The organism is Siphonobacter sp. (genome assembly GCF_048595215.1).
Lineage (GTDB): Bacteria > Bacteroidota > Bacteroidia > Cytophagales > Spirosomataceae > Siphonobacter.
This window is the reverse complement of sequence record NZ_JBMDWJ010000316.1, coordinates 15903-39696: the sequence shown is the minus strand read 5'-3', so window position 1 is coordinate 39696 and position 23794 is coordinate 15903. Positions and strand designations below refer to the sequence as shown.

Here is a 23794-nt window from a genome sequence, read left to right as displayed (position 1 = left end):
TTGTTAGTTATAGGTTGATAGAGGTTAGTGTATAGGTGCTTGCCTTACGGGTTGATTGCCGATGAGAGCATCAAGCGTTTACTAACAACCCTTAACGAAAAACGAATAATCATCAACATTTTTTTCAGAGATTGCTGATTTTCAAAAGATTTTCTTACCTTTGCAGTCCATTTTTCAGGACCAAACATAAGTAAGAAATGTACGCAATTGTCGAGATCGCAGGTCAGCAATTTAAAGTCGAAAAAAACCGCTACCTCTACACGCATCGTTTAGCGGGTGAGGAGGGTGCTGCCCTTGTGCTGGATAAGGTTCTGCTGGTGGACAATGACGGTGTAATTACAGTAGGTGCTCCCACCGTAGCGGGTGCCACTGTTTCTGCCAAGATCCTTAACCACGTTCGTGGAGAAAAGGTCATTGTCTTCCGCAAGAAACGCCGCAAGGGGTATCAGAAGCAAAACGGCCACCGTCAAGACCTGACGAAAATCCTAATCGAAGAAATTTCATTGTAATTAGTTGATTGTAATTGGTTGCTGGCAGGTCCACCAACTGAAAACTATCCACTAAAAACCAAACAAGATCATGGCACACAAAAAAGGGGTCGGTAGCTCCAAAAACGGCCGGGAATCGGAAAGTAAACGTCTCGGCGTAAAGATCTTCGGCGGACAAGCAGCCATCGCTGGTAACGTGCTGGTTCGTCAACGCGGAACCCAACACAATCCGGGTCGCAACGTAGGTATTGGTAAAGACCATACGCTATTTGCTTTAACCGACGGAGTCGTTGAATTTAAGAAAGGCCTGAAAGGTCGTTCTTTCGTTAGCGTACTTCCCGTAGCTGTTGAAGCGGAAGCGTAGTTTACCATCCGGTAAAATCATTAAAGAAGCCTGTCTGACTAGTTCGGACAGGCTTTTTTAGTTTTCAGTTTGTGTTTTTCTGTCTTCCGTGCATAGAAGGCAGTTTTCCGCATAAAAGGCAGGTGGCTTGGCAATTACTAAGCATTATAAATTTGAAGCCCTACCCTTTATTCCCGTAAAACCTATGATTAGGGAAACTCAACGCTCCCCTTTTGTGTTCGATTAAAAGCTATACATTAGAAACTCCCAGCATTATGCTCCGACCGCAGGTACTTATTTATACGGAAACCACTCCGAACCCAAATTCAATGAAGTTTGTTATTAACTTCGAATTGGTACCCGAAGGCGTTTCATTTGATTTTGCTTCTCCTTCTGAAGCTATTTCACCGGAGAAAAACTCTCCACTGGCCGTTGAGCTGTTTGGATATGACTGGGTACAACGCGTATTCATTTCCTACAATTTTGTTACCGTCACCAAGAACGACGAAACGGAATGGGAAGAAGTGATGTTTGATACCAAGCAATTGATCAAGCGGTACATGGACAGTGGTAAGCCGGTGCTGACGAAGGCCGCTGCCGAAACGCAGCACGAAGCCATCAATGCTGAGCAGGACAGTGATACGATTATCAAGATTAAAGCGGTACTGGATCAATACGTGAAGCCTGCCGTAGAAATGGACGGTGGAGCTATTACGTTTTCTTCGTTCCAAGAAGATACCGGTATCGTTAAGCTTTTATTACAGGGCTCCTGTAGTGGATGTCCTTCTTCTACCATGACGCTGAAAGCAGGGATTGAAAATCTGCTGACCCGCATGGTTCCGGAAGTAAAACTGGTTGAAGCCGAAGGCGTATAACCAACCAGTGTATTTTCAGACTTTCCTTTTCCCCAAGAAAGCAAAAGCCCGAACGCTGTAAAGCATTCGGGCTTTTTATTACTTACGCCGCTTACCAATTAATGGCCAGGGCTTCGTTGCATTTTCGTACCGTAGCCGCGATCTCGGGTAGTAAATCCGGATTCTTTTCGATTCCATTCCCCACCACAATTACATCGGCTCCGGCCTGTAAGGCCATTTTCGCTTTTTGCGTTGAATCAATACCGCCGCCTACAATAATCGGCGTATCTACGCTCTGGCGTACGGCGGCAATCATTTCGGGCGTGATACTTTTAAGTGCTCCACTACCCGCGTCCAGATACGTCAGTCGCAATCCCAGCATTTCTCCCGCCATAGCTGTACAAGCCGCTACGGCTGGTTTATTGTTGGGAATAGGGGTGGTATGCGACATATAAGAAGCCGTGGTTTGCTGCCCCGCATCGATGAGTAAATAGCCGGTCGGTAAAATTTCCAGACCTGATTTTTTCAGCATCGGAGCCGCGACCACCTGTTGTCCAATCAAGTATTCTGGGTTTCTACCCGAAATCAGGGATAAAAACAGAACTGCATCCGCTGCCGGATGCACGTGCATATTGCTTCCTAAAAACAATACGACCGGAATGGTCGTGTATTCTCGAATGAGAGCAATAATATCACCCATCTGAAATTGAGTGATCAGACTCCCTCCGAGAAAGAAAAAATCCACTTGCTCGTGTTGAGCTCGCTGTAATAATAGAGGAAATTCATCCAGGCGTACATCGTCCGGATCAATCAAAACCGCAAATGCCTTTCGACCTTGTTCCCGATACGTAATGAACTGATTAAGAATCGGTTTTATCATGAGAATTTATTCGGTTAAAGCAGAAACGGCCCTTAAGATAGCCGGCTATTCCCCTTGCACATTCCATTGGTACGAACCACAAACATGGCAGTAGTGTTTGTTGATCCCATGCCAAAAGTACAAACTTTGAGTGGAAAAAGGGTTTTAGGTTTGAAAATGCTAGTATCCGGTCTGTGGTTCTAACGAAATATAAGCCGAAATAACCTATTTTTTTACCCGCTCAACGACTTGAGCTACGCGTTCCCAATCGGTATAGGCAATGTCGTATTCAGGTACAGCGGCTACGCCTCCTAGAGCAATCCCTTCTTTTCGGTACTCCATTCGGCTATCCCGGCTCACTTTGCCCGTCAGGTGCAAGGCGTGTACGCCCGTTTCCAGTAATGCATCGGCATTGGCCGCATTGACTCCACTACCCGCCATGATCTCGATCCGACGGGCAGCCTGCTGTACCATTCGTTCTAATGCTACTGTACCGTCCGGAGCTTTATCAGCTCCGCCCGAGGTAAGAATAATTCGACAACCCGTTGCAATAACGTCTTCAACGGCCTGGGCAAGGTCTTGGGCAAAATCGATGGCCCGGTGAAACGTAACGGGCAGGGGAGCCGCCAATTGCACCAGTTCACGGGTACGCTCGACGTCTACGCGTCCATTAGGTAACAAAATACCCAGCACGATGCCCTGTACGCCTGCTACTTTAAAGGTCTCAATTTCGGCTTTCATTACCTCAAACTCAAGGTCATCGTAGCAAAAATCACCTCCTCGAGGCCGTACCATGACGTTAATCGGCAAAGAAACATGCTTTAGAGAAGCCTGTACTACGCCCAAAGATGGGGTCGTTCCGCCCTCAAAAGGGGAAGCACATAACTCAATTCGGTCGGCCCCGGCTTTTTCCGCCGCCAGACACGATTCCAGTGAATACGAACAAACTTCAACTTTTCTCAAAACACCTTCCATCTCACCTCCCAATGTACTCATAGTCAGATTATTACGGGTAAAAATTAAAATCAGTTATATTTTTTTTCGAAAGAACGATCTTTTTTGGAGCGTTTTTTATTTTATTCAAGCGAAAAATAGCGGTAAGTCTCCAAGCAATGCAAAAAAGACTTACTTTTGCAGTCATTTTTCTGAACCCATTATTCCATAGGAGGGAAAACGCATGTACTGGACCCTTGAACTTGCTTCCTATCTGGAGGATGCTCCGTGGCCTGCAACGAAAGACGAGCTTATTGACTATGCCATTCGGACAGGTGCTCCGCTGGAAGTAGTTGAGAACCTTCAAGAACTCGAAGACGACGGTCAACCTTACGAAAGCATTGAAGAAATCTGGCCGGATTATCCGACAAAAGATGATTTCTTCTTCAACGAAGACGAATATTGATGCTTTGTTGAAACATAGGTATTGCTAGGCCCGATTGATTCGGGCCTTTTTTTTATTGCAACAATTGCTCGACTAATGGGTACACGCGTCGGGTAGCTTCCGCATCGATTAAGCCCAGGCCCAGGCGACGGTATAGGAGGTCTTCGGGTGTACAGGCCATTTCCTGCCTACGGGCAAAGACTACTTCGGCCTGAATAAACGGATGTGGAGCTACCAGCGGTTGTTTCCAGGCGGGATTCTCCTGCGTTAGAGCTAGTACATCCATTGCTTCCGTTCCGTAGGTACGAGCCAGATGTCGGGCCACTTCTTCTTCCAACCCATACATTTGCTGGAGTTTCAGAAATAAATCGGGCGTATAGGCTTCGCCACCCACTAGACGGTATTGTTCGGTGGAACAGTCTTTCTTCACCTTCAATTGCTCACAAACTGCGTCAATTGTATCGCTGGCCATGAGGCGGTAGGTCGTCCATTTACCGCCCAAAATACTGATGAGTTTGGTTTTATCATCCACCTCTACCTCATGATCGCGTACCAGTGATTTCGTATCCTTGGCAAAGATGGCTTCAATCAGGGGACGTTGGCCGGTAAAACCCGCCCGAATATCTGCTTCCGTAATGGGTGTCTTCAGATAGCGATTAACGTAACTCATCAGATAGTTCTCCTCCGCCAGCGTCGGACGTGGCGTATCACTCAATTCATCTTCCAGATCGGTAGTACCCACCAAAACCTGATCCTTCCAGGGAATGAGAAATAGTACCCGACCATCGTCGGTTTTAGGCACCAGAATAGCGGTATTTCCCGGCAAATGGCTTTTTTCCAGTACAATATGAGAACCCCGACTCACGCGAATACGGGGTCGTGACTTCGCATTCGCCATGGTACGGATCTGATCCGAAAAAGGCCCTGTGGCATTCACGAATACCTTCGCCTGAATGTCGTAGGTATGACCGTTGAGCGTATCCTTGACTTCCAGTTTCCGCACTTTACCGGATTTTGAATAACCAAAGGCCAGAGCTTCGGTATGGTTGAGTACGACCGCTCCTTCTTTTGCCGCCGATTTGATGAGAGCCAGGGCAAAACGGGCATCGTCCAGCTGACCATCGTAGTACAGGACGGCACTGTGTAAATGCTCGGTTTGAAGCTGGGGCACGTGCTCGAGTACCTGTGTTTTGGATAACCAGCGGCTCGGCTGAATATTTCGCGAGCCCGCCATCCAGTCGTATATTTTCAGCCCAATGCTGTAATACATGCCTTCCAGCCAGCTTCGGCAGGGTGTCAGTAAGGGCAGGGATCGGGTCAGGTGCGGAGCATTCTGCAGGAGGGTACGCCGCTCGTGCAGGGCTTTACGAACCATTCGAAACTGGTCCGGACTCAATTGCTTGACGGCCTGTTCCAGATACCGAACGCCGCCATGGATCAGTTTCGTAGATTTGGAGGACGTCTGAGCAGCGAAATCTTCTTTTTCAATCAGACACACGCTGAGGCCCCGTAAAGCAGCGTCAAGAGCACAGCCTGCTCCGGTGGCTCCTCCGCCAATGATACAAACATCAAAGGTTTGCGTAGGTAACTGACTGAAAAATGCGGTACGATTCATAACGGGCTAGAGCAAAGGAACCATTGGCGATATAGAAGTTTTTCTGCAGTAAACCCATTCTACACCAAAGATTTTTTAATTGCTTAACGTTTGATTCTAAAAAGTCTTGTTCATCCTATGTGGTTCGCCTGCCATCGTCGCCCTGATCGTTCCTTTTTCTGGAAAGGTCGTCCTTTTCCGGTATGTGCCCGTTGTACAGGATTATATGTGGGTTACGGAATAGGTCTTCTCTTGAGCCTCTGGCTGGGACCGCTCGCTTCCTTCTGGTCGGTAGTACTGATCATTCCCCTGCTCATCGATAGCTTCACGCAATACTGGCAGTGGCGGGAAAGCAATAACCCGCTTCGACTGATTACGGGCCTGCTGGCGGGTACGGGCATCGTACTGCTCACCATTGGCTTTGCGTATACGGCGGCTCTGGCCTTAACCGTTGTGGATGGATACTAGTTAGCTACGCGTGATTCGTCGTTAACTCCAGCATGACGGGACAATGGTCAGAATGTTTAATGTCTGACCAGATGGCTGCGTCTTTCAATCGTTCGCGTAGCGGTTCCGTAGCCAGTTGGTAATCAATCCGCCAGCCCAGATTTTTACTTCGGGCTCCGGCCCGAAAGCTCCACCAGGTATACTGATGTGGCTCGGGATGAAAATGCCGGAAGGTATCAATGAATCCACTTTCCAGAAAACGCCCCATCCAGGCCCGCTCTTCGGGCAGAAAGCCGGACGAATTGGCGTTGGACTTTGGGTTATGAATATCAATCGGCTGGTGGCAAATGTTGTAATCGCCGGAAATAATCAGGTTAGGTATCTCTTTTTTAAGCTCATCAATGTAATCCTGAAAATCAGACAAAAATTCCATCTTGAATGCCTGCCGCATGTCCCCGCTCGATCCCGAAGGCAGGTACAGACTCATAAACGAAAAATCATCGAAATCGGCCCGCAGGATGCGTCCTTCGTCGTCATAGATCGCGTTTCCACAACCGTATGCCACGTGCTTGGGCGTGTGCTTAGACAGAATGGCAACGCCGGAGTACCCTTTTTTCACCGCCGGATACCAGTACAACTGATAACCCAGGTCTTCGAAGATAGTACGATCAAACTGATGAATCTCCGATTTTACTTCCTGTAGAGCTACCACATCGGCGTTGGTACTCTCAAGCCATTCCGCAAAACCTTTCGTCAGAGCTGAACGAATGCCGTTGACGTTGTACGTAAGTAATTTCATAGGGGAAAATGGAGAACGGAAGAGATTTCTCTCTTCCGTAGCTATATAATGCCTTCGCGTTCGAAGTATTCCAGTACGTGCTGTTTGAGCAGGGTTTCCTGATTAAGCAAGTCGACAAAGGGTAGGGGCTGTACCAGCTTCCAGTGCGGCCAGCCATCCGCATCCAAACCTTCGAGTTCGTAATAGCCGCTATAACTCAACACTTTACAAACGGCGATGTGCATCAAATCCTGCTTTTGTTCTTTCGTAAAGAACTGATGGCCTTTGCCCAATTCCTGCACGCCAATCAAAAACAGAACGCCATTCAAATCCGCCGGACGCTTGCCAATCATGCCTTCCAGCTGATCCAGCAACTGTTCCCAATCCTGATCTTCTAATTCTTGTTTCATACCCTTGCTAACAGTAAAAACGGCTCGAAACGTTCGGAAAAACGTTACTCGGTACCTTTTTGCAGTTCATCCCAGTATTCAACGGCTCGCCGCAGGTGCGGAATGACGATCGTACCACCGATGACCGTAGCGATGGAAAAGACTTCCTGCATTTCGGCCTCGGTAACCCCCAGTTCGTGACACTTGCCCAGGTGGTACTTTACGCAATCATCGCAACGCAGTACCATCGAGCAGGCCAGTCCAATGAGTTCCTTAGTTTTACTGCTGACCGCTCCTTCGGCGTAAGTATTCGTATCGAGGTTGAATAAGCGTTTGATAATCAAATTATCCGAGCCCAAAATGCGTTCGTTCATCCGGCTGCGGTATTCGTCGAATTGTTCAACTAATGCCATGTCTGTTGATTGATTGTGAAGCGTGCTACTTAGAAGGCTACGCGATGCATTTACTAAACGGTGCAATTCCTTCTGATTTTCCCGGCGAAGTTAGCCGAAAAACTCACCCCGATCATGAAAAGCTACTGGCAGGCGTTCTGGACCTTGTTATTTCCACGCATTTGTCTGGGCTGTCAGCAAACGCTGTCCGAAGGTGAAGACCTGCTCTGTACTACCTGCCGCTTCGACTTGCCCGTCACCCGTAGCTGGCAAACGGGTGATTCGGTTGTAGCCGACAAGTTCGCCGGAAAAATTCCCGTGGCCAGTGCTCATGCCTACCTCAAGTTTCGCAAGGGAGGGAAAGTCCAGCATCTATTACACCAGCTCAAGTACAACAACGAACCCGAAGTTGGGGCCTTGCTGGGCCGTCTGTTCGGCGTGGAATTGAAAGCGGCGGGCCTGACTGCTGATTTACTACTACCCGTTCCGCTACACGAAAGTCGCCAGCGACAGCGGGGCTACAACCAGAGTGACAGCATTGCCGAAGGGCTTTCACAGGTACTGCAAATTCCCTGGTCGAATCAACTGTTGAAAAAAGAAACGGCTACGGCCAGTCAAACCCGTAAAACCCGCTGGGAACGCGTTCAGAACGTAGCCAATGTCTTTACCATTACGCAGCCTGAATCCATACGAAATCAACGAATTGCCCTCATTGATGATGTCGTGACTACGGGCTCTACCCTGGAAGCCGGTGCTCAGGTATTACTGGAAAATGGTTGTCGGGAAGTACACATCTGGACGCTGGCGACTGCTCTTTGAAACGGATTCAATTTAAAAAATTCGTAATTTCGAAAACTAAACCCTTTGAATACCAATACGTATGCTTCGCCTCTTCGTCGTTTTGCTCGCTACAACGTTCCTGCTGTTCAGTAGCTTTTCGAGTGATGCCCAGCGTACGTACTGTAATCCGATGGACATTGGTTATCGCTACAATTTCGAGCAGCTCAACGAACAGATTTCGTACCGCTCGGGAGCCGATCCGGTGATTGTTAATCATAAGGGTGAGTATTATCTGTTCGTAACCATCTCGGGCGGGTACTGGCATTCCAAAGATTTGTCGCACTGGGAGTTTGTAACGCCTGACAAATGGCCGTTTGAGGATATGTGTGCTCCGGCGGCCCTGTCGGTCCGGGATACGCTTTTCTTGTTTCAGTCGACCTTCGAACAGCGGCCTATTCTGTATTCCGTAGCCCCTGAAAAAGGAAAGCTTCAGTTTTATAACCGCTGGTTACCGCGTTTGCCCAAAGACATTGGTCCCTGGGACCCGGCCATTTTTCACGATGAAGACACGGATCAGTGGTTCATGTACTGGGGTTCTTCGAATGTGTATCCCATTTTCGGAGCCGAACTCGATCCCAAACGACGGTTGACTTACGCGGGTCCGTACCAATCCATGTTCTGGCTCGATCCCTGGAAGCACGGCTGGGAACGTTTTGGCCCGAATCACGCCGATTTGATGAAACCCTTTGTGGAAGGGGCCTGGATGACCAAGTACAATAAAAAGTATTATTTGCAGTACGGAGCACCCGGCACCGAATACAATGTATACGCTACGGGTACGTACGTGGGCAAAGATCCACTAGGCCCCTGGGAGTACGCTCCCTACAATCCGATTTCGTACAAACCCGGTGGTTTCATGAACGGAGCGGGGCACGGCAATACCTTTCAGGATAACTACGGCAATTACTGGAATACCGGCACGCCCTGGATTGGGGTAAACTGGCCGATGGAGCGGCGGCTAGCGATGTTTCCGGCGGGCTTTGATGCGGACGATCAGATGTACGCCAATACGCGTTTTGGTGATTTTCCGCATTACTTACCTACCAAGAAATGGCATAACAAAGACGAGCTTTTTACGGGCTGGATGCTGCTTTCGTACCGCAAACCCGTAACGGCCTCTTCAGTACAGGATACGCTACGAGCCGAGCACGTTACGGATGAAAATCCGCGTACGTATTGGGTAGCTCGCCAGAATCGGGCCGGTGAATGGCTGACGGTTGATCTGCAACAAACCTCCGAGGTAAGGGCCGTTCAGGTCAATTATACCGACTATAAAAACAACGTCTATAACAGCGATTCAACGGTTTATACGCAGTTTAAACTACTCCATTCGCTCGATGGGAAAAAATGGGAATTGCTCACGGATTTATCAAAAGAAAAGAAACGGGATCGGGCTTGTGCATACATTGAGCTGTCTCAGCCTGTTCGCACGCGGTACATTCGGTACGAACATGGCTATACGGCCGGCCCTAATTTGGCCATCAGTGATATGCGAGTGTTCGGAAAAGGGAATGAAAAACAACCCGTCATCCCCGGAAATTTTCGAGTAATTCGGCAAAAAGATGAGCGAAATGCCGATATCCACTGGGAAAAAGTACCCGGAGCGGTGGGATATAATATTCGCTGGGGCATCGCTCCCGGTAAGTTGTATCAGACCTATCAAATCTGGAGTGATCAGCCTAGTACGCTGGAGCTGCGGGCTTTGAACGTAGGTGTTTCGTACAGTTTCGCGATTGAGGCTTTCAATGAAAATGGCATCTCTTCCTTAAGTCCCGTCATTTCTATTAAGTAATTTTCTGTATATTGCAGAGGCTTTTCTTCTATTTACTGGCCGCCACTCAGTTGTAGCATTCCGGGGCTTTGACGAGACGATTTTTCGCCTCGCTCACTCATATGTTTATCTTCATTTGGTAATCGCTGTTTTACGCAACTTTTCCATTGGAAGGCGTTTCCTGACGTTTTACGTGAAAAAGTAGTAATTCATCGAAAGCAATTCCGGATACCTAAAAAACCGGGTAACCTTGACATACGAAGTTGTTTTTTTCACGTTTTAGTTTTGCTCTACTATGGTAACGGCACCCACCTACATCGACCTTGAAAACACACAATCGGTTCGTATTCCAATGAAAAAAGCAAGAAAAAAGCCTCGCTCGTACAATTGGCTTAATATCATTGTTTGGATCGTTGGAGTTCCTGTGGCTACTTTTTTATGGCTTGCTTTGATGACGTACCTTATTTATATGATTTTCTAATTTCCTGGATTAAAAAACCCAGTTTCCTTACGTTCTTTGAGGCTCAACTACACAGTGGTTATGAGCCTCTTTGCCTTTACAAACGTCCGTATTTTCACGGGTTCTGCCTTTATTGAGCATCAACATCTGCTAGTCGAAGACCAAATCATTCTTGGGTTAAGCGATTCCATTCCTGAAACAGCCATCGTCATCGACGGTAAGCAGGCCGTACTGGCTCCGGGTTTTGTTGAACTTCAGGTTTACGGTGGGAAAGGCACTTTATTCACAACCGAACCGACGCCCGAGGCCATCCAGAAAAACTACGAAGAACATCTCGCCGGCGGAACCACTCAGTTTCAGATTACCTACCATACCGGCCCTTTAACGGGCATGTTGGCGGCCATTGCCGCCTGTCGTACGTACCGGCAGCAAGGTGGTCAGGGTCTACTCGGGCTGCATTTGGAAGGCCCTTACTTCAATCCGGTCAAACGCGGGGCCCATTTACTTTCCTACATCCGCCAAGCAACCATTGCCGAACTCGAACAACTCGTCGAAGCTGCGGGTGATCTACCTCTCTTTTTGACGCTGGCTCCGGAAGAAGCGGCTCCGGATGTACTGGACTGGCTGCTGCAGAGTCCCATTATTCTTTCCGCAGGGCACTCCAATGCTACATATCCACAGGCGATGCAGGCTTTTCAACAAGGGATAGGACTTGTAACGCACCTGTTCAATGCCATGTCGCCCTTCAATAGCCGCGAACCCGGTTTGCTCGGAGCGGCTTTCGATTCATCCGTACGGGCTAGTATCATTGTCGATGGCATTCACGTCGATTTTGCTAGCGTACGCATTGCCCATAAGATCATGGGCGATCGGCTGTTTTTCATTACGGACGCGGTTACAGAAGATACACGGGGTGAATACAAGTTTAGCTTCAATCCAATTACGCAGCGATTTGAGGACGAAAGCGGTACCCTTTCGGGTTCGTCGCTTACCCTGATGCAGGCCGTTGCTAACGCCGTAGAACACGTGGGTATTCCTCTGGAAGAAGCCTTACGGATGGCCTCGCTGTATCCTGCCCAGATTATTGGTAAGGATCACCAGTTAGGACGTATTGCGGCCGGGTACGAAGCCAGTTTTGTCTTGTTTGATCCGAATTTTGTCTTGCAGGGCGTCTATACCCAGGGAGCGTACCGGCCCTTCGTATAGGATTATCCCTGGCTGGTCAAACACGTACGAAAAAGATATTTTTACGTTTATGGGGAGAAACGATGGGAGTAATTCCCACACCCTTTGGCCCTTGCGAAAAGGTTCCCCAATAAGCGTTTTTCTTCTTAAAAAAAAACCTTGCATCCCCCGCTGAAAGCCCTAATTTTGTTGACAGTTCAGCACCGGTGCTGAACCCTGACGGCCTCATTCAGGCCGTTTTTAATGGCTATAGTCCAACTCTGATTATCAGCGTTTTACTTGCCGCCATAATGTAACACGTCTGATAAAAACTTCTTAAACATTTAATTGAACTACTATGGCTCAGGAGCATATTGGTAATGAACCGCTACTGGTAGAAGATCCCATGCGATTTGTACTGTTTCCCATCAAACATCATGACATTTGGGAGATGTACAAAAAGCACGAAGCCTCTTTCTGGACAGCCGAGGAAATTGACCTGGGCCAGGACCTCAAGGACTGGGAGAACCTGAACGACGGCGAACGTCACTTCATCTCACACGTACTGGCCTTTTTCGCGGCTTCCGACGGGATTGTCAACGAAAACCTGGCCGTTAACTTCCTTAGCGAAGTGCAATACGCGGAAGCCAAGTGCTTCTACGGTTTTCAGGTCATGATGGAAAACATCCACTCAGAAACCTATTCGTTGCTCATTGATACCTACATCAAGAACCCCACCGAAAAAGATAAGATGCTGCGGGCGATTGATACGATTGAATGCGTGCAGAAGAAAGCGGAATGGGCACTCAAGTGGATCAACAGTGACAATTTTACGGAACGTCTGATTGCCTTTGCAGCCGTAGAAGGGATTTTCTTCTCGGGTTCGTTCTGTTCCATTTTCTGGTTGAAGAAACGGGGTTTGATGCCGGGTCTTTCCTTCTCCAATGAGCTGATTTCCCGGGATGAGGGATTACATTGTGATTTCGCCTGTATGCTTTACACGAATCACATCATCAACAAGCTGCCGAAAGAACGTGTTTACGACATCATTCTGGACGCCGTAGCGATCGAAAAAGAGTTCGTAACTGACGCTCTGCCCGTATCGCTGATCGGTATGAATGCGGTCTTGATGAATCAATACATTGAGTTCGTGGCGGATCGTTTACTGTTAGCCTTAGGACTTGAGAAGCAGTTCAACGCGACGAATCCCTTTGATTTCATGGAGATGATTTCGCTGCAAGGCAAAACCAACTTCTTCGAAAAACGCGTAGGTGAGTACCAGAAAGCGGGCGTTATGGCCAACCAGCAGGAAAAAGATGCGAACAAATTCGCCCTAGACGAAGATTTCTAAGCGTATCACCTGTTTGATTGTATAGAAAAACCCGCAGCCCCGTGTTGCGGGTTTTTTATGTCTGAACTTTGAAGCTTCGCTTCAAGAAATTTTTTTTTGAAATGGACTTAGATTTTTATCAGGACGAAATTTTTGAAAAACGCAGCTTTTCGGGCCAGGAGATACGTAATAAAGAGTTTGAAAATTGTGTTTTCCAGCAATGTGATTTCTCAGAAAGTAATTTTTCGGGGAATCGCTTTACCGATTGTACCTTTACGGGTTGTAATATGGCCTTAGTACCGCTGAATCGTTCGGTATTAAATGGCGTTACGTTTCGGGATTGTAAGCTGATTGGCGTAAACTTTAGTGCCTGCGAAAGCAGTATGTTTAGTGTAAGCTTTCAAGGGTGTAAACTAGACTTCGCTTTATTTACTAACAAGAAGATAATCAAGACGTTGTTCAGCAAATGTTCCTTAAAAAGTGTTGATTTTTCGGGGAGTGCACTAACGGGTAGTCATTTTCAGGAATGCGATCTGGAGAATGCTATTTTTTCACAAACCAAACTCGATCAGGTAAACTTTTTAACGGCGTATAACTTCACGATTGATCCCGAACAGAACGTGGTTAAAAAAGCTAGATTTTTATCCGAAAGTTTAGCCGGATTGCTGCGTAAATACGACTTAAGGATTGAGTAAATTTCTTACGCTAAATCTCTAATTACGAGTGATACGAACATCAATACTTTTAGCATATATAATACTTATTATATAGTTAGTTTATTTCTTTTGTAATGCCTGCTTTTGCCAGTTAACTTTGGCTTATTCCCTGTTTCTTTATCAGAAATTTACGGACTAGGGGACTAGTGCTATACTAGGATTCTAGCTATTCTGTAGGGGATCTTCATTCTTCCGGTGTATTGTAGAGTAAGGTGAAGACTGGAAAAACCGGTCTTTGCTATAAACAGAAACTCAGTTATGGCTTTCATACAAACCATGCGGTGGTTCGGGCCGCAGGATCCCGTTTCGCTCATGGACATCCGGCAGGCGGGTTGCACGGGCATTGTCACGGCTCTGCATCAGATTCCGGTAGGTGAAGTTTGGACGGTGGAGGCGATTCTGGAACGAAAACAACGCATTGAAGCGGATAACGATCGGTTTACCCCGCTACACTGGGCCGTTGTCGAAAGTTTGCCCGTACACGAAGACATCAAGAAAGGCCTACCTTCCCGTCATGCGTTTCTTGAAAATTACAAGACTTCGCTGCGAAACCTAGCGGCTTGCGGGATTACGACGGTTTGTTACAACTTCATGCCCGTACTCGACTGGTCACGGACGGATGTCGATTACCAGATGCCCGACGGCTCGCGAGCCTTACGCTTCGTATGGGAAGATTTCGCGTTGTTCGATCTATATATTCTGCAGCGACCGGGAGCCGAAAACCATTACGAACCTGACGTTCGGCAACGTGCCTACGAACGATTCCAGCATTTGTCGGCTGAAGAGCGTATCCGATTGACTAATACGGTTTTGCTGGGCTTACCCGGTTCTGAAGAAGCTTTTGAACTGACGACTTTTCAAAGCAAACTCGATGCATATAAAAGCATTGGTGATGCCGAGCTACGGACGAATCTCTACGAATTCATTCGGGAAGTAGCTCCGGTTGCCGAAGAAGTAGGCATTAGGCTCTGTATTCACCCTGACGATCCCCCAAAACCCTTGTTGGGCTTACCCCGGGTCGTAAGTACCGAAGATGACCTGGTACAGCTTTGCCAGGCCTACGATTCCGTGGCGAATGGGATTACTTTCTGTACGGGTTCGCTGGGGGTACGCCCCGATAATGATCTGGCAGGAATCGTTGAGCGGCTGGGTTCACGGATTCATTTCGTGCATTTACGGGCTACGAAACGCGAAGACAACCCTTTGAATTTCCACGAAGCCGATCACTTGTCGGGGGACGTGGACATGGTAGCGGTTATTCGGGCCTTGACGCTGGAACAAAAGCAGCGTCAGGAAACGGGCCAGGGGGAAACCGCTCTACCCATGCGACCGGACCACGGGCACCAAATGCTGGATGACCTGAATAAACGAACGTATCCGGGCTATTCGGCCATTGGCCGATTACGCGGACTGGCTGAATTACGCGGCGTGGAGTACGCCATTCTCCAGTCGCTGCCCAGGCAGTAAAACGTTCGTTCTTTTTACCTTATCATCTCTATTCGTTCTCAAGTATGCAGGTTTTCTCATTAAGCAATAAAATTGCCCTCATTACGGGCGGCGGCAGTGGCATCGGACTGGAAATTACGCGTTGTCTGAAAGAAGCCGGAGCCACCGTAGTCATTACCGGACGGCGAGAAGAAGTACTCCGCCAGACCATCCAGGAATTGGGCCAGGGAGCGTATTACTTTGTGAATGATGTAACCGACCTGAGCAACCTTCCTCAATTAGTAGCGGACATTGAGGCCCAGGTAGGGCCGATTGATATTCTGGTTAACAACGCGGGTATCAACATGAAAAAACCGGCGTTGGAAGTTACGGATGAGGAATTTCAGCGAATCATTCAAACCAACCTCAATGCCGTTTTTTCGCTTACCCGCGAATGTGCCCGCCGAATGATTGCCCGCGGGAGCGGTAGCATCATTATGATTACGTCGATGGCCGCGTATTACGGCATTGACCGCGTAGCGGCGTATGGAGCTTCGAAAACGGCCGTATCGGGACTGATCAAAATTCTGGCTTCGGAGTTTTCGCCGCATAACGTCCGGATCAACGCCATTGCTCCCGGATTCATAGAAACGGCCATGATGAAAACGGCCATGAGTGGCGATCCGGATCGCATGAACCGGGCCTTACGCCGTACCCCCATGAATCGTTTCGGTAAACCCAGCGATATTGGCTATGCCGCCGTTTTTCTGGCCTCCGAAGCGGCTGCCTACATCACGGGTGTATCCCTACCAGTAGATGGAGGAAATTCGATTGGATTTTAGTTCTGTTGTGGGCGTTGCGATGCCTGTGGGGGGGATAGATACCGATTCGATTCCCCGTATTGCATACGGGGCTAAGTATATTGAACTCCTTCGGAGTTAGGATATACGATTGAAGCGGCGAACACTGGTGCCGGTTTCCAAACCTGTACCCATCATTGGGCAGTTTTCAACGGCTGGATTGTAGGTACACGTTTGGAGCTTGCACCAGTAATGCATGGGTTTACTTTTCTAATCCGGACGTGATCTTTTGCGTCCGGATCCCTTACAAATCGCTACTGATACACCCGCACGTAATCCACTTCAAAGCGGGCCGGGAAGGACGTCTGGGAAGGGTCGCCGCCGTTTTGGCCTCCAATAGCCAAATTCAGTAGCAAGTAATGCGGCTGATCAAAGGGATGAGAACCGTCGGGATTGACGGTTTTCTGCGAGTCGGACGTTAGTAACAAGCGATCGTCGACGTACAGTTTGATCGAATTCTCATCCCAATCCATTCGCCAGATGTGAAACTGATTCGCCCAGTTTTTCTTAAAATCACTGAGCGGTACTTTCGTTGAATTCCAGTTGGCTTTGTACCGCGTCGGCGTAGCCCAGGCCACATTGGCCAGTAACGTATTGCGGTAGTATTCCATAATATCGATTTCACCGTTGGAGGGCCACTCGCCTTTGACACCCAGTGTCCAGAACGCGGGCCATAGCCCCGGGTCTACGTTAATTTTTCCCCGCATTTCAAAACGTCCGTACTGCCATTGATGAAGACCTTTGGTAATCAAACAGGCGGCGGTATAGTCAATCGTCTTGCGACTTTTTCGCCATTCGGTACTACCTGCTTCGTAGTTCGGATTGGGCTTATTTTCTTTCCGAGCTTCGATAATCAGTAACCCTTTTTTGCAATAAGCATTTTCGGGCTGGTACCACTGGAGCTCTTCATTTCGAACAAAACCTTGTTCAAACGTCCAGTTTTTAGGGTCGGGGGCTCCATCCGTATTAAATTCGTCGGCCCATACCAGTTTTCGGGCGGGCATAAAAGACGTACTAATGACGATCAGTAGCAGCAAAGAAAGAATACACTTCATCGGTTTAACAGGCGTAGATGTTTTACTCAAAAATAGAAACGGCCAGCGAAAAAGCTGACCGTTTCTAAAAGGCTTTCTGAAAACTTATTTAGCAAGTAGTACCGCTCCTCGCTGGGTACTGACGCCTCGCTCGGGGTAATACGTACTGCGGTACTGCACCACCCAGGCATAACTCTGTGGCGGATAGGTACGGCCTTTGTAGGTTCCGTCCCAGCTTTCTTTGCGGTCCGTAGTACGGAAAATCATCTCACCCCAGCGGTCGTACACCCGGAATTCGTAATCCTGATCCGAAATATGATTAGTCACGACCTGCAGGCGATCATTCTGCCCATCGCCATTAGGCGAAAAGGCGTCCGGTACGAGAATCTGCGGATCGCATAAGTCGATGACTTCGATGTTATGAGCTTCACTACAGCCATCCTGCGTACTTACTTCCACGGTATAGGTTCCGATTCGATTGACGGAAATCACCCGCGTCGTTTCGTTGCCCGGCGTCCATAGATAACGGAACTGATCGTTGGGCCCACCGGTAAGCGTAATGGTCTGGTTATTTGGCTGACACAACGACGTCTTAGGAATCACGCTTACATTGGGTAGCGGTAATAGGTCCACTCGTACGGTATCCGATACTTCACAGCTAATCGCATTCGTTCGCGGAATGGTAACGACTACCGAGTAATTGCCCGCCTGATCAACCGTGATCAGTTGCGTATTGGCTCCCGTGTTCCAGAGGTATGACAAACCGCCCGGCAGGGCATCCAATTCCAGCGTTTTGCCCGTACAAAGCTTCTGATCCGGCCCAAGGCTATAATTGGGTGGCGTTTCCAGGGTTACCTGAATGGTATCAGCACTAAAACAATCGCCGATGAGTACGAACACGACATACTGTCCGGAAGAATCCACCCGAATACTGGAAGCCGTACTATCCACGGCCAGAATCCGACCATTACGTTGCCAGATGTACTGACTATTGGGGAAGTTATTTTTGGAATCCAGTACCACACTTTTAGCACACACATTCAGATCCTGCCCCAGATTGGCAATGGGCGTGGGATTGACCGTCACCTGTTGCGTCATGGTCGTATCTTTACAGGCGTTGTACTGTCGTAGCGTAACGGTATACGTACCCGCAGCAGCGTAGGTATACTGACCCGACTGCTGGGTCGATTTTCCTTTTCCATCGCCAAAATCCCATTCGTACTTATCTTTCAGCGGATCACAAATGGGCCCCGTACCGAACTCAATGGGGTCGCCAAAACAGACATCTGCGACGCTGATTCCCGGACCCGAAGGCGGTTCGATAATGCTTTGTACGAAGTTTGGCAAACCCAGTTGACTTAATTTTCCCCCGAGGTTAAAGCCATCCAATTCAAACTCCACGTCCGTCGAATCAGCCGAAGGCGGTGTAATTACACCCAGGTACTGACTGCCTTTGACGGCCATGTAGATTTTACCGTCGGGAGCATACTGTAAGGCACCGAATTCCTTTTCAGAACGAGCTACTTCAATACGGGTCGAGGCGATGATGGTTGAATCCGTATTGCTGATGTCGTACTGATACAGAATGGATTCGGTACTGTCATTGCCCCGTAATGAAACGTAGACCTGCTTCCCATCGGGTGAAAACTCAATCCCGTAAGCGGAAGGTGGAGCAGGGCCTAAATCCAGCGTAATCGGCGGTGGCGTGATCGCTCCCGTGGAATCATTGAAGTTGTAAATTTCTGCGTAGTTCTTACTGCCGTTGGAACCCGGAATGACCACGCCCATTTTACCGCCCGAGCTGGCGAATTTGATTTGGCCTTCGCCCTGATATTTCGAGGTATGCGGAATACCAATTTCCGGCGAATCCGCATCTTCCAGACCACTCTTGGTCAGCCGCTTTAGAATGAATTTGTTATTACCAAGCCCGTGTGAAAGCACCCAATAGGTAGAATCCTTCGGATTTTCGATGGAGGTGAGGCGTTCACTTACATTACAGTCTCCCGTCTGTATATTCTTGTCCAGAATCACCCCTTTTCCGCCATTGCCCCGCATATCCACTCGCGTGTATTGCAGACATCGGGTCGAATCGTTTACATCCCGGGTAGTAAAAACGTAGTAAATAGTCTCGCAACCCCGACAGCTCGGTTGCGGAACGATTAGTGCCGCTTGCGTCGAATTCGGACTACCGCTCAAACTCGTGGTATCGCTGGCATCCCGGGACGTCATGACGTTACCGTCTTTGTCGTAAATTTTTCGTCCGTCGGTATAAAATAGTAGGTTGCCTTTCCGGTCGGAAATCGATGAACTTCCCTCGGGCGTATTAATCTTTCCGTCCGTAATGACCGTCGGCTGACCTCCTTCGAAGCTAATGCCGGCATTCGAACCAAAGTACCATTTAGAAGCCTGCTGATCGGATTCACCACAAATCTTGACGTTAATTCGGTCGGTTACGGTACAGCTATCGCGATTCATTACTTCCACTGAATAACAGCCCTTTTCCGTCACCGTTATCGTACGAGTCGTATCTCCCGTGGGATACCATAAATACTTGACGGAACCTTCAGCCGGAGGCGTACCCTGAAAAAAACGTGAATCGTAAGGATCGAGTACTAACTCGCTGCCTTTACAAATGGTCGTATCTTCTTTGCCCTGAAAAAACTCGAAAGCGGGGGGCAGGGTAGAAATTTTGATGGTTGTATCCGTTGAATACTCGTCTCCGGAAGCTAGTTTTCCCCGTACCGAAACCCGGTACGAACCCTGCTGCAAATACAGGTGAGCGGGTTTGGCTTTCGTTGAACTCTTCGCCTGCGGATCGGAAGTATTGGGATCTTCAAAGGTCCACAGCCAGCTGGTAGCCGTCACGCCCGTTACTTCAAAGCGAGTGGAATCCCCACCGCAGCCCTGTTCGGGCTCGCACTTGCGACCGGTTACCCGAATCGACGGCTTGACCGTCTGAGCTTGGGCGACCAGAAAGCAGGTAATCCATAGAAGCACCGTAAAATATATCTTTCGAATCATACCCGATGTGGCTTTATTTACGTTTTAAACGACGTAGATCGGGAAAGGTCTTTGCGGTGGCGGTAGCAAGAGACGAATCACGAGATGAGTACGTTGAATATTTCGACGTTGGTTTCTTAACCTTCGATGAAGAAGACACGCTCGGTGAGAGGTTGGTTCGAACGGCTACTTTTTCGTGGATCAATTTCCTGGAAATTAACGGAAACTTCTACTACAAATTTTGTGAAGGTTTATGCAACTTGCCGAACTTTTGAAAATTTTTCGCTAGATCGGAATTTTTAGGAAACCGATTTCCCCGCACGCCCCAACTTTCTACCGAACCTGAATGACCCCTTAATCTGATGAGTCTGGTTTTTGGTTGTACGCCATGATAAAACATCTCCTTATAGTCGCCGTTGTGCTGTTGAGTATACTGCAAACGCAGGCCCAGGATCCGCAGCTGTCGCAGTTCTACGCGGCTCCGATGTACCTGAATCCGGCATTTGCGGGCTCGGCTCTGGCTCCGCGTGCTACCCTCAATTACCGTAATCAGTGGCCAGCCCTTAATGCCAACTACGTAACGACCATTGCCAGTGTGGATACGTATCTGGACAAGATCAATTCCGGCGTGGGTTTGATGGTCATGAACGACGCCCAGTTTAGCAACCTCCGTACCCTGGATGTAGGCTTACAATACGCATACCAGGCTCGCCTGAGCGAATCGGTACGGTTACGGGCGGGGATCCAGGCTTCGTACGTGAACCGGAGCGTCAATTATTACAACCTGGTTTTTAACTACGAACTTAACGGTACCGGCGGTGTTACGCCCATCTATAATGACCCCGTAGCCGATACGGGTCCTCGGATCAACTACCTGGATTTTTCGGGTGGTTTACTAACTTATTCCGATCAGTTCTGGGCGGGTATATCGGTTCACCACCTTAACCGACCAAATCAGTCGTTCTCGGCTACACCCGAGCGGTTACCCATGAAGATCAGTTTGCAGGGTGGTTTCAAAATTCCGTTGATGGGTTGGGAGCTGGGCAATGGCCTCGGAGCCGACATGGGACGTGAACGCAGTCTTTCCCCCGCCATTCTCTACAAAAAACAGGGGAAATTTGATCAGTTGGATTTAGGGCTGTACATGACCTACGATCCGCTGACGCTGGGTATCTGGTACCGGGGTATTCCCATCAAACAGTACGATCGCGGTCTGAACAATCACGACGCCCTGGTCTTTCTGGTAGGTTATCGGCAGGACAACTTTTCCATTGGTTACAGTTACGACGCCACCATTTCCACCCTGAGTATGGCTTCGGGTGGAGCCCACGAGTTGTCCATTTCGTATACGCTCGACGCCTTCTTCGATCCCAAGCCCTATCCGCGTAAACGCAAGCGGGAACTGGCCTGTCCCAAGTTCTGACGATTTACCTAAGTCGATGGTTTTCAGCACGGATCGCCTTACCTTGTACGGGTGAGGAAAGGAAACCTTTTTACCTACTTTTGCTGTTAAAAGGGAAGATATTTTCTAGGGGTTTGTCTACCAAAAAACGCCTTTATACCATATCTCTGATTTTGCTCTCCTGGGAAACTTCCAATTGGAAGACTCTTTCCAGCGGGTTTTCTTCTATTTTTGTGTGGCTTCGGCCCAAACCTTTTAAAAAGATTTCGCAACAATGGCTCAACAGTATGATTTGATCGTAGTAGGAAGTGGCCCTGGCGGTTATCCTACTGCCATACGTGCTTCCCAACTGGGCATGAAAGTCGCAATTGTAGAGAAAGAAAGCCTCGGAGGGATCTGCCTCAACTGGGGTTGTATTCCAACAAAAGCTCTTTTAAAGTCTGCTCAGGTTTTTGAATATATTAAACACGCCAAAGATTACGGCATTACGATTCAGGACGGATCTTACAACGCTGATTTCAGTGCTGTCATTAGCCGTTCACGGGGTGTTGCTACTTCCATGAGCAAAGGCGTAGCTTTCCTGATGAAGAAGAATAAAATCGACGTCATCATGGGTTACGGCAAAGTAAAAGCCAACAAAACGGTTGAAGTAACCGCCGCTGACGGAGCGAAAACGGACTACACAGCTACCAAAGGCGTTGTAATCGCTACGGGTGGTCGGGCTCGTGAGTTGCCCAACATCAAAATCGACGGCGAAAAGGTAATCGAATACCGCAAAGCCATGTCCCTCGAAAAGCAGCCTAAATCAATGCTGGTCATTGGTTCAGGAGCTATCGGTGTGGAGTTTGCTTACGTATACGCCAGCATGGGTACGAAAGTGACCATCGTAGAGTTTCTGCCGAGCGTTGTTCCCGTGGAGGACGAAGACGTATCGAAAGAACTGGCCAAGCAATACAAAAAACTTGGTATCGACATCTACACCAACTCGGCCGTTGAATCAGTGGATACGAGCGGTGAAGGTTGCAAAGTGAAAGTAAAAACGCCGGACGGAGAGAAATTCTTCGACGTTGACGTGGTACTTTCTGCGGCTGGTGTCGTAGCTAATATTGAGAATATTGGTCTGGAAGACGTAGGCATCGCTACGGATAAAGGTAAAATCACGGTCAATCAGTGGTACGAAACCAATGTTCCTGGTTTCTTCGCGATTGGCGACTGTGTACCTGGTCAGGCTTTGGCTCACGTAGCTACTGCTGAAGGTATTATCTGTGCTGAGCACATTGCCGGTCACCATACCGAAGCGTTGGATTACGGTAACATTCCGGGCTGTACCTACTGCTCACCCGAGATTGCTTCTGTAGGTCTGACTGAAAAGAAAGCCCGTGAACTGGGTTATGATGTGAAAGTGGGTAAATTCCCCTTCGCAGCTTCTGGTAAGGCAACCGCAGCCGGTGCCCGCGATGGTTTCGTAAAAGTTATTTACGATGCTAAATACGGCGAGTGGCTGGGTGCTCACATGATCGGTACCAACGTTACGGAAATGATTGCTGAAGTAGTAGCGGCTCGTAAGCTTGAAACAACGGCTCACGAAATCCTGCGTACGGTTCACCCGCACCCGACCATGTCGGAAGCGGTGAAAGGTGCTACCGAAGCAGCTTACGGCGAAGCCATCGACTTATAAGATTGCTTTTGCATTCCATAAAAAACTCCCTTTCAAATCGCTTTGAAAGGGAGTTTTTTATTTCAGGTTTAAATTCACCCTTGATCCCCGCATTGCATACGGGGCTAATCCTATTGAACTCCTTCAGGGTTGGGTAATGCGATACAACTGAGCATGCTAACCCCAAAGGGGTTGAATATGATTAGCCATGGGTTACACCCCTGGTACAATCGGTAAGCTCTAAACTGAAAACTCCTCTCTTTTTCCAGGGTTTCCCGGAACTTTCAACGTCTACAATTTGTGATAATCAGGTGCTTGTGGGTAAAGATCCGCGGGTACACACCGGAAGCTGGTATGTATTTATTAGCGTTTTCGAAAACTCTTCCTTACCAAGGAAAGTTGAATACTTGGTTTTTCTTTTGACGCGTGTGTACGTCTAATTCAAACCGTATTCAAAAGGGTCTACAAGCCTTTTTTCAGGAGAAACTATAACAAAATACCAACATCCTGCGGTAAAAGGATTAAAATTTTGTGGATAACCGATATTTTTGAAAGCCCATTTTAAGTGCTTTCTGCCAGAGGAGTAATTAGCAAGGCTAAAACCTGGCACAAA

22 protein-coding genes are annotated in these 23794 nt (G+C 48.3%); 14 read left to right on the top strand and 8 right to left on the bottom strand.

Annotated features, from left to right (window positions below):
- Positions 1-197 precede the first annotated feature (197 nt).
- The 3 genes from rplU (at position 198) to ACOJTG_RS19565 (ending at position 1706) form a co-directional block, all read left to right on the top strand.
- The gene (rplU, locus tag ACOJTG_RS19575) at positions 198-509 is read left to right on the top strand and encodes a 50S ribosomal protein L21 (RefSeq protein ID WP_094811119.1); all 312 of its coding nucleotides are present in this window, start codon (positions 198-200) and stop codon (positions 507-509) included.
- A 70-nt stretch (positions 510-579) separates the two neighbouring features.
- The gene (gene rpmA, locus ACOJTG_RS19570; protein ID WP_094811117.1) at positions 580-852 is read left to right on the top strand and encodes a 50S ribosomal protein L27; all 273 of its coding nucleotides are present in this window, start codon (positions 580-582) and stop codon (positions 850-852) included.
- Positions 853-1160: 308 nt separating this feature from the next.
- Complete coding sequence (locus ACOJTG_RS19565; protein ID WP_420155364.1) at positions 1161-1706, top strand: NifU family protein; 546 nt, start codon at positions 1161-1163, stop codon at positions 1704-1706.
- Positions 1707-1797: 91 nt separating this feature from the next.
- Here the strand turns inward: ACOJTG_RS19565 and ACOJTG_RS19560 are convergent, their stop codons facing one another.
- Together ACOJTG_RS19560 and ACOJTG_RS19555 are read right to left on the bottom strand one after the other, a co-directional pair.
- Positions 1798-2565 (bottom strand): geranylgeranylglyceryl/heptaprenylglyceryl phosphate synthase, encoded by a 768-nt coding sequence (locus ACOJTG_RS19560; RefSeq protein ID WP_420155363.1) that lies wholly within the window; start codon positions 2563-2565, stop codon positions 1798-1800.
- 204 nt (positions 2566-2769) lie between these two features.
- Positions 2770-3540 (bottom strand): copper homeostasis protein CutC, encoded by a 771-nt coding sequence (locus tag ACOJTG_RS19555; RefSeq protein WP_420155362.1) that lies wholly within the window; start codon positions 3538-3540, stop codon positions 2770-2772.
- 181 nt (positions 3541-3721) lie between these two features.
- Between ACOJTG_RS19555 and ACOJTG_RS19550 the strand changes: the two genes are divergently transcribed.
- Positions 3722-3943 (top strand): DUF2795 domain-containing protein, encoded by a 222-nt coding sequence (locus tag ACOJTG_RS19550; RefSeq protein ID WP_093200032.1) that lies wholly within the window; start codon positions 3722-3724, stop codon positions 3941-3943.
- A gap of 52 nt (positions 3944-3995) precedes the next feature.
- On the opposite strand, the gene ACOJTG_RS19545 is transcribed toward ACOJTG_RS19550, so the two are convergent.
- Positions 3996-5537 carry a glycerol-3-phosphate dehydrogenase/oxidase gene (locus tag ACOJTG_RS19545; RefSeq protein WP_420155361.1) on the bottom strand — a complete coding sequence of 514 codons (1542 nt, stop codon included), beginning with the start codon at positions 5535-5537 and terminating at the stop codon, positions 3996-3998.
- 117 nt (positions 5538-5654) lie between these two features.
- Between ACOJTG_RS19545 and ACOJTG_RS19540 the strand changes: the two genes are divergently transcribed.
- Positions 5655-5984 carry a DUF2085 domain-containing protein gene (locus tag ACOJTG_RS19540; RefSeq protein WP_104715934.1) on the top strand — a complete coding sequence of 110 codons (330 nt, stop codon included), beginning with the start codon at positions 5655-5657 and terminating at the stop codon, positions 5982-5984.
- Between the two features lie 4 nt (positions 5985-5988).
- Here the strand turns inward: ACOJTG_RS19540 and ACOJTG_RS19535 are convergent, their stop codons facing one another.
- The 3 genes from ACOJTG_RS19535 to ACOJTG_RS19525 are packed head-to-tail and all read right to left on the bottom strand — an operon-like array spanning position 5989 to position 7543.
- Complete coding sequence (locus ACOJTG_RS19535) at positions 5989-6762, bottom strand: exodeoxyribonuclease III (protein ID WP_420155360.1); 774 nt, start codon at positions 6760-6762, stop codon at positions 5989-5991.
- A gap of 41 nt (positions 6763-6803) precedes the next feature.
- The gene (locus tag ACOJTG_RS19530; protein ID WP_094813023.1) at positions 6804-7151 is read right to left on the bottom strand and encodes a hypothetical protein; all 348 of its coding nucleotides are present in this window, start codon (positions 7149-7151) and stop codon (positions 6804-6806) included.
- A gap of 44 nt (positions 7152-7195) precedes the next feature.
- Positions 7196-7543: a carboxymuconolactone decarboxylase family protein gene (locus ACOJTG_RS19525; RefSeq protein WP_420155359.1), complete on the bottom strand. Its 348-nt coding sequence runs from the start codon at positions 7541-7543 to the stop codon at positions 7196-7198.
- A 114-nt stretch (positions 7544-7657) separates the two neighbouring features.
- Here ACOJTG_RS19525 and ACOJTG_RS19520 point away from each other — a divergent pair, with 114 nt between their 5' ends.
- The 7 genes from ACOJTG_RS19520 to ACOJTG_RS19490 all read left to right on the top strand — a co-directional run bounded on the left by ACOJTG_RS19520 (position 7658) and on the right by ACOJTG_RS19490 (position 16070).
- Positions 7658-8341, top strand: coding sequence for a ComF family protein (locus tag ACOJTG_RS19520; RefSeq protein WP_420155358.1), 684 nt, complete (start codon positions 7658-7660; stop codon positions 8339-8341).
- A gap of 61 nt (positions 8342-8402) precedes the next feature.
- Positions 8403-10154, top strand: a complete 1752-nt coding sequence (locus tag ACOJTG_RS19515) for a discoidin domain-containing protein (protein WP_420155357.1) — start codon at positions 8403-8405, stop codon at positions 10152-10154.
- 520 nt (positions 10155-10674) lie between these two features.
- The gene (gene nagA / locus ACOJTG_RS19510; RefSeq protein WP_420155356.1) at positions 10675-11799 is read left to right on the top strand and encodes an N-acetylglucosamine-6-phosphate deacetylase; all 1125 of its coding nucleotides are present in this window, start codon (positions 10675-10677) and stop codon (positions 11797-11799) included.
- A 316-nt stretch (positions 11800-12115) separates the two neighbouring features.
- Complete coding sequence (locus ACOJTG_RS19505) at positions 12116-13108, top strand: ribonucleoside-diphosphate reductase small subunit (protein ID WP_094813034.1); 993 nt, start codon at positions 12116-12118, stop codon at positions 13106-13108.
- Positions 13109-13209: 101 nt separating this feature from the next.
- Positions 13210-13782 (top strand): pentapeptide repeat-containing protein, encoded by a 573-nt coding sequence (locus ACOJTG_RS19500; RefSeq protein ID WP_420155355.1) that lies wholly within the window; start codon positions 13210-13212, stop codon positions 13780-13782.
- Between the two features lie 279 nt (positions 13783-14061).
- A complete protein-coding gene (uxuA, locus tag ACOJTG_RS19495; protein WP_420155354.1) occupies positions 14062-15270 on the top strand; it encodes a mannonate dehydratase in 1209 nt (402 codons plus the stop codon).
- Positions 15271-15314: 44 nt separating this feature from the next.
- The gene (locus tag ACOJTG_RS19490; RefSeq protein ID WP_420155353.1) at positions 15315-16070 is read left to right on the top strand and encodes an SDR family NAD(P)-dependent oxidoreductase; all 756 of its coding nucleotides are present in this window, start codon (positions 15315-15317) and stop codon (positions 16068-16070) included.
- 272 nt (positions 16071-16342) lie between these two features.
- On the opposite strand, the gene ACOJTG_RS19485 is transcribed toward ACOJTG_RS19490, so the two are convergent.
- The gene (locus ACOJTG_RS19485; protein WP_420155385.1) at positions 16343-17092 is read right to left on the bottom strand and encodes a glycoside hydrolase family 16 protein; all 750 of its coding nucleotides are present in this window, start codon (positions 17090-17092) and stop codon (positions 16343-16345) included.
- A 135-nt stretch (positions 17093-17227) separates the two neighbouring features.
- Entirely contained in the window at positions 17228-20143 is a 2916-nt protein-coding gene (locus tag ACOJTG_RS19480; protein ID WP_420155352.1) for a PKD domain-containing protein, read from the bottom strand.
- Positions 20144-20510: 367 nt separating this feature from the next.
- On the opposite strand from ACOJTG_RS19480, the gene ACOJTG_RS19475 reads away from it, so the two are divergent.
- Positions 20511-21545, top strand: coding sequence for a type IX secretion system membrane protein PorP/SprF (locus ACOJTG_RS19475; protein ID WP_420155351.1), 1035 nt, complete (start codon positions 20511-20513; stop codon positions 21543-21545).
- A 253-nt stretch (positions 21546-21798) separates the two neighbouring features.
- On the top strand, positions 21799-23202 hold the full coding sequence (gene lpdA / locus ACOJTG_RS19470) for a dihydrolipoyl dehydrogenase (protein ID WP_420155350.1): 1404 nt from the start codon (positions 21799-21801) through the stop codon (positions 23200-23202).
- Positions 23203-23794 lie beyond the last annotated feature (592 nt).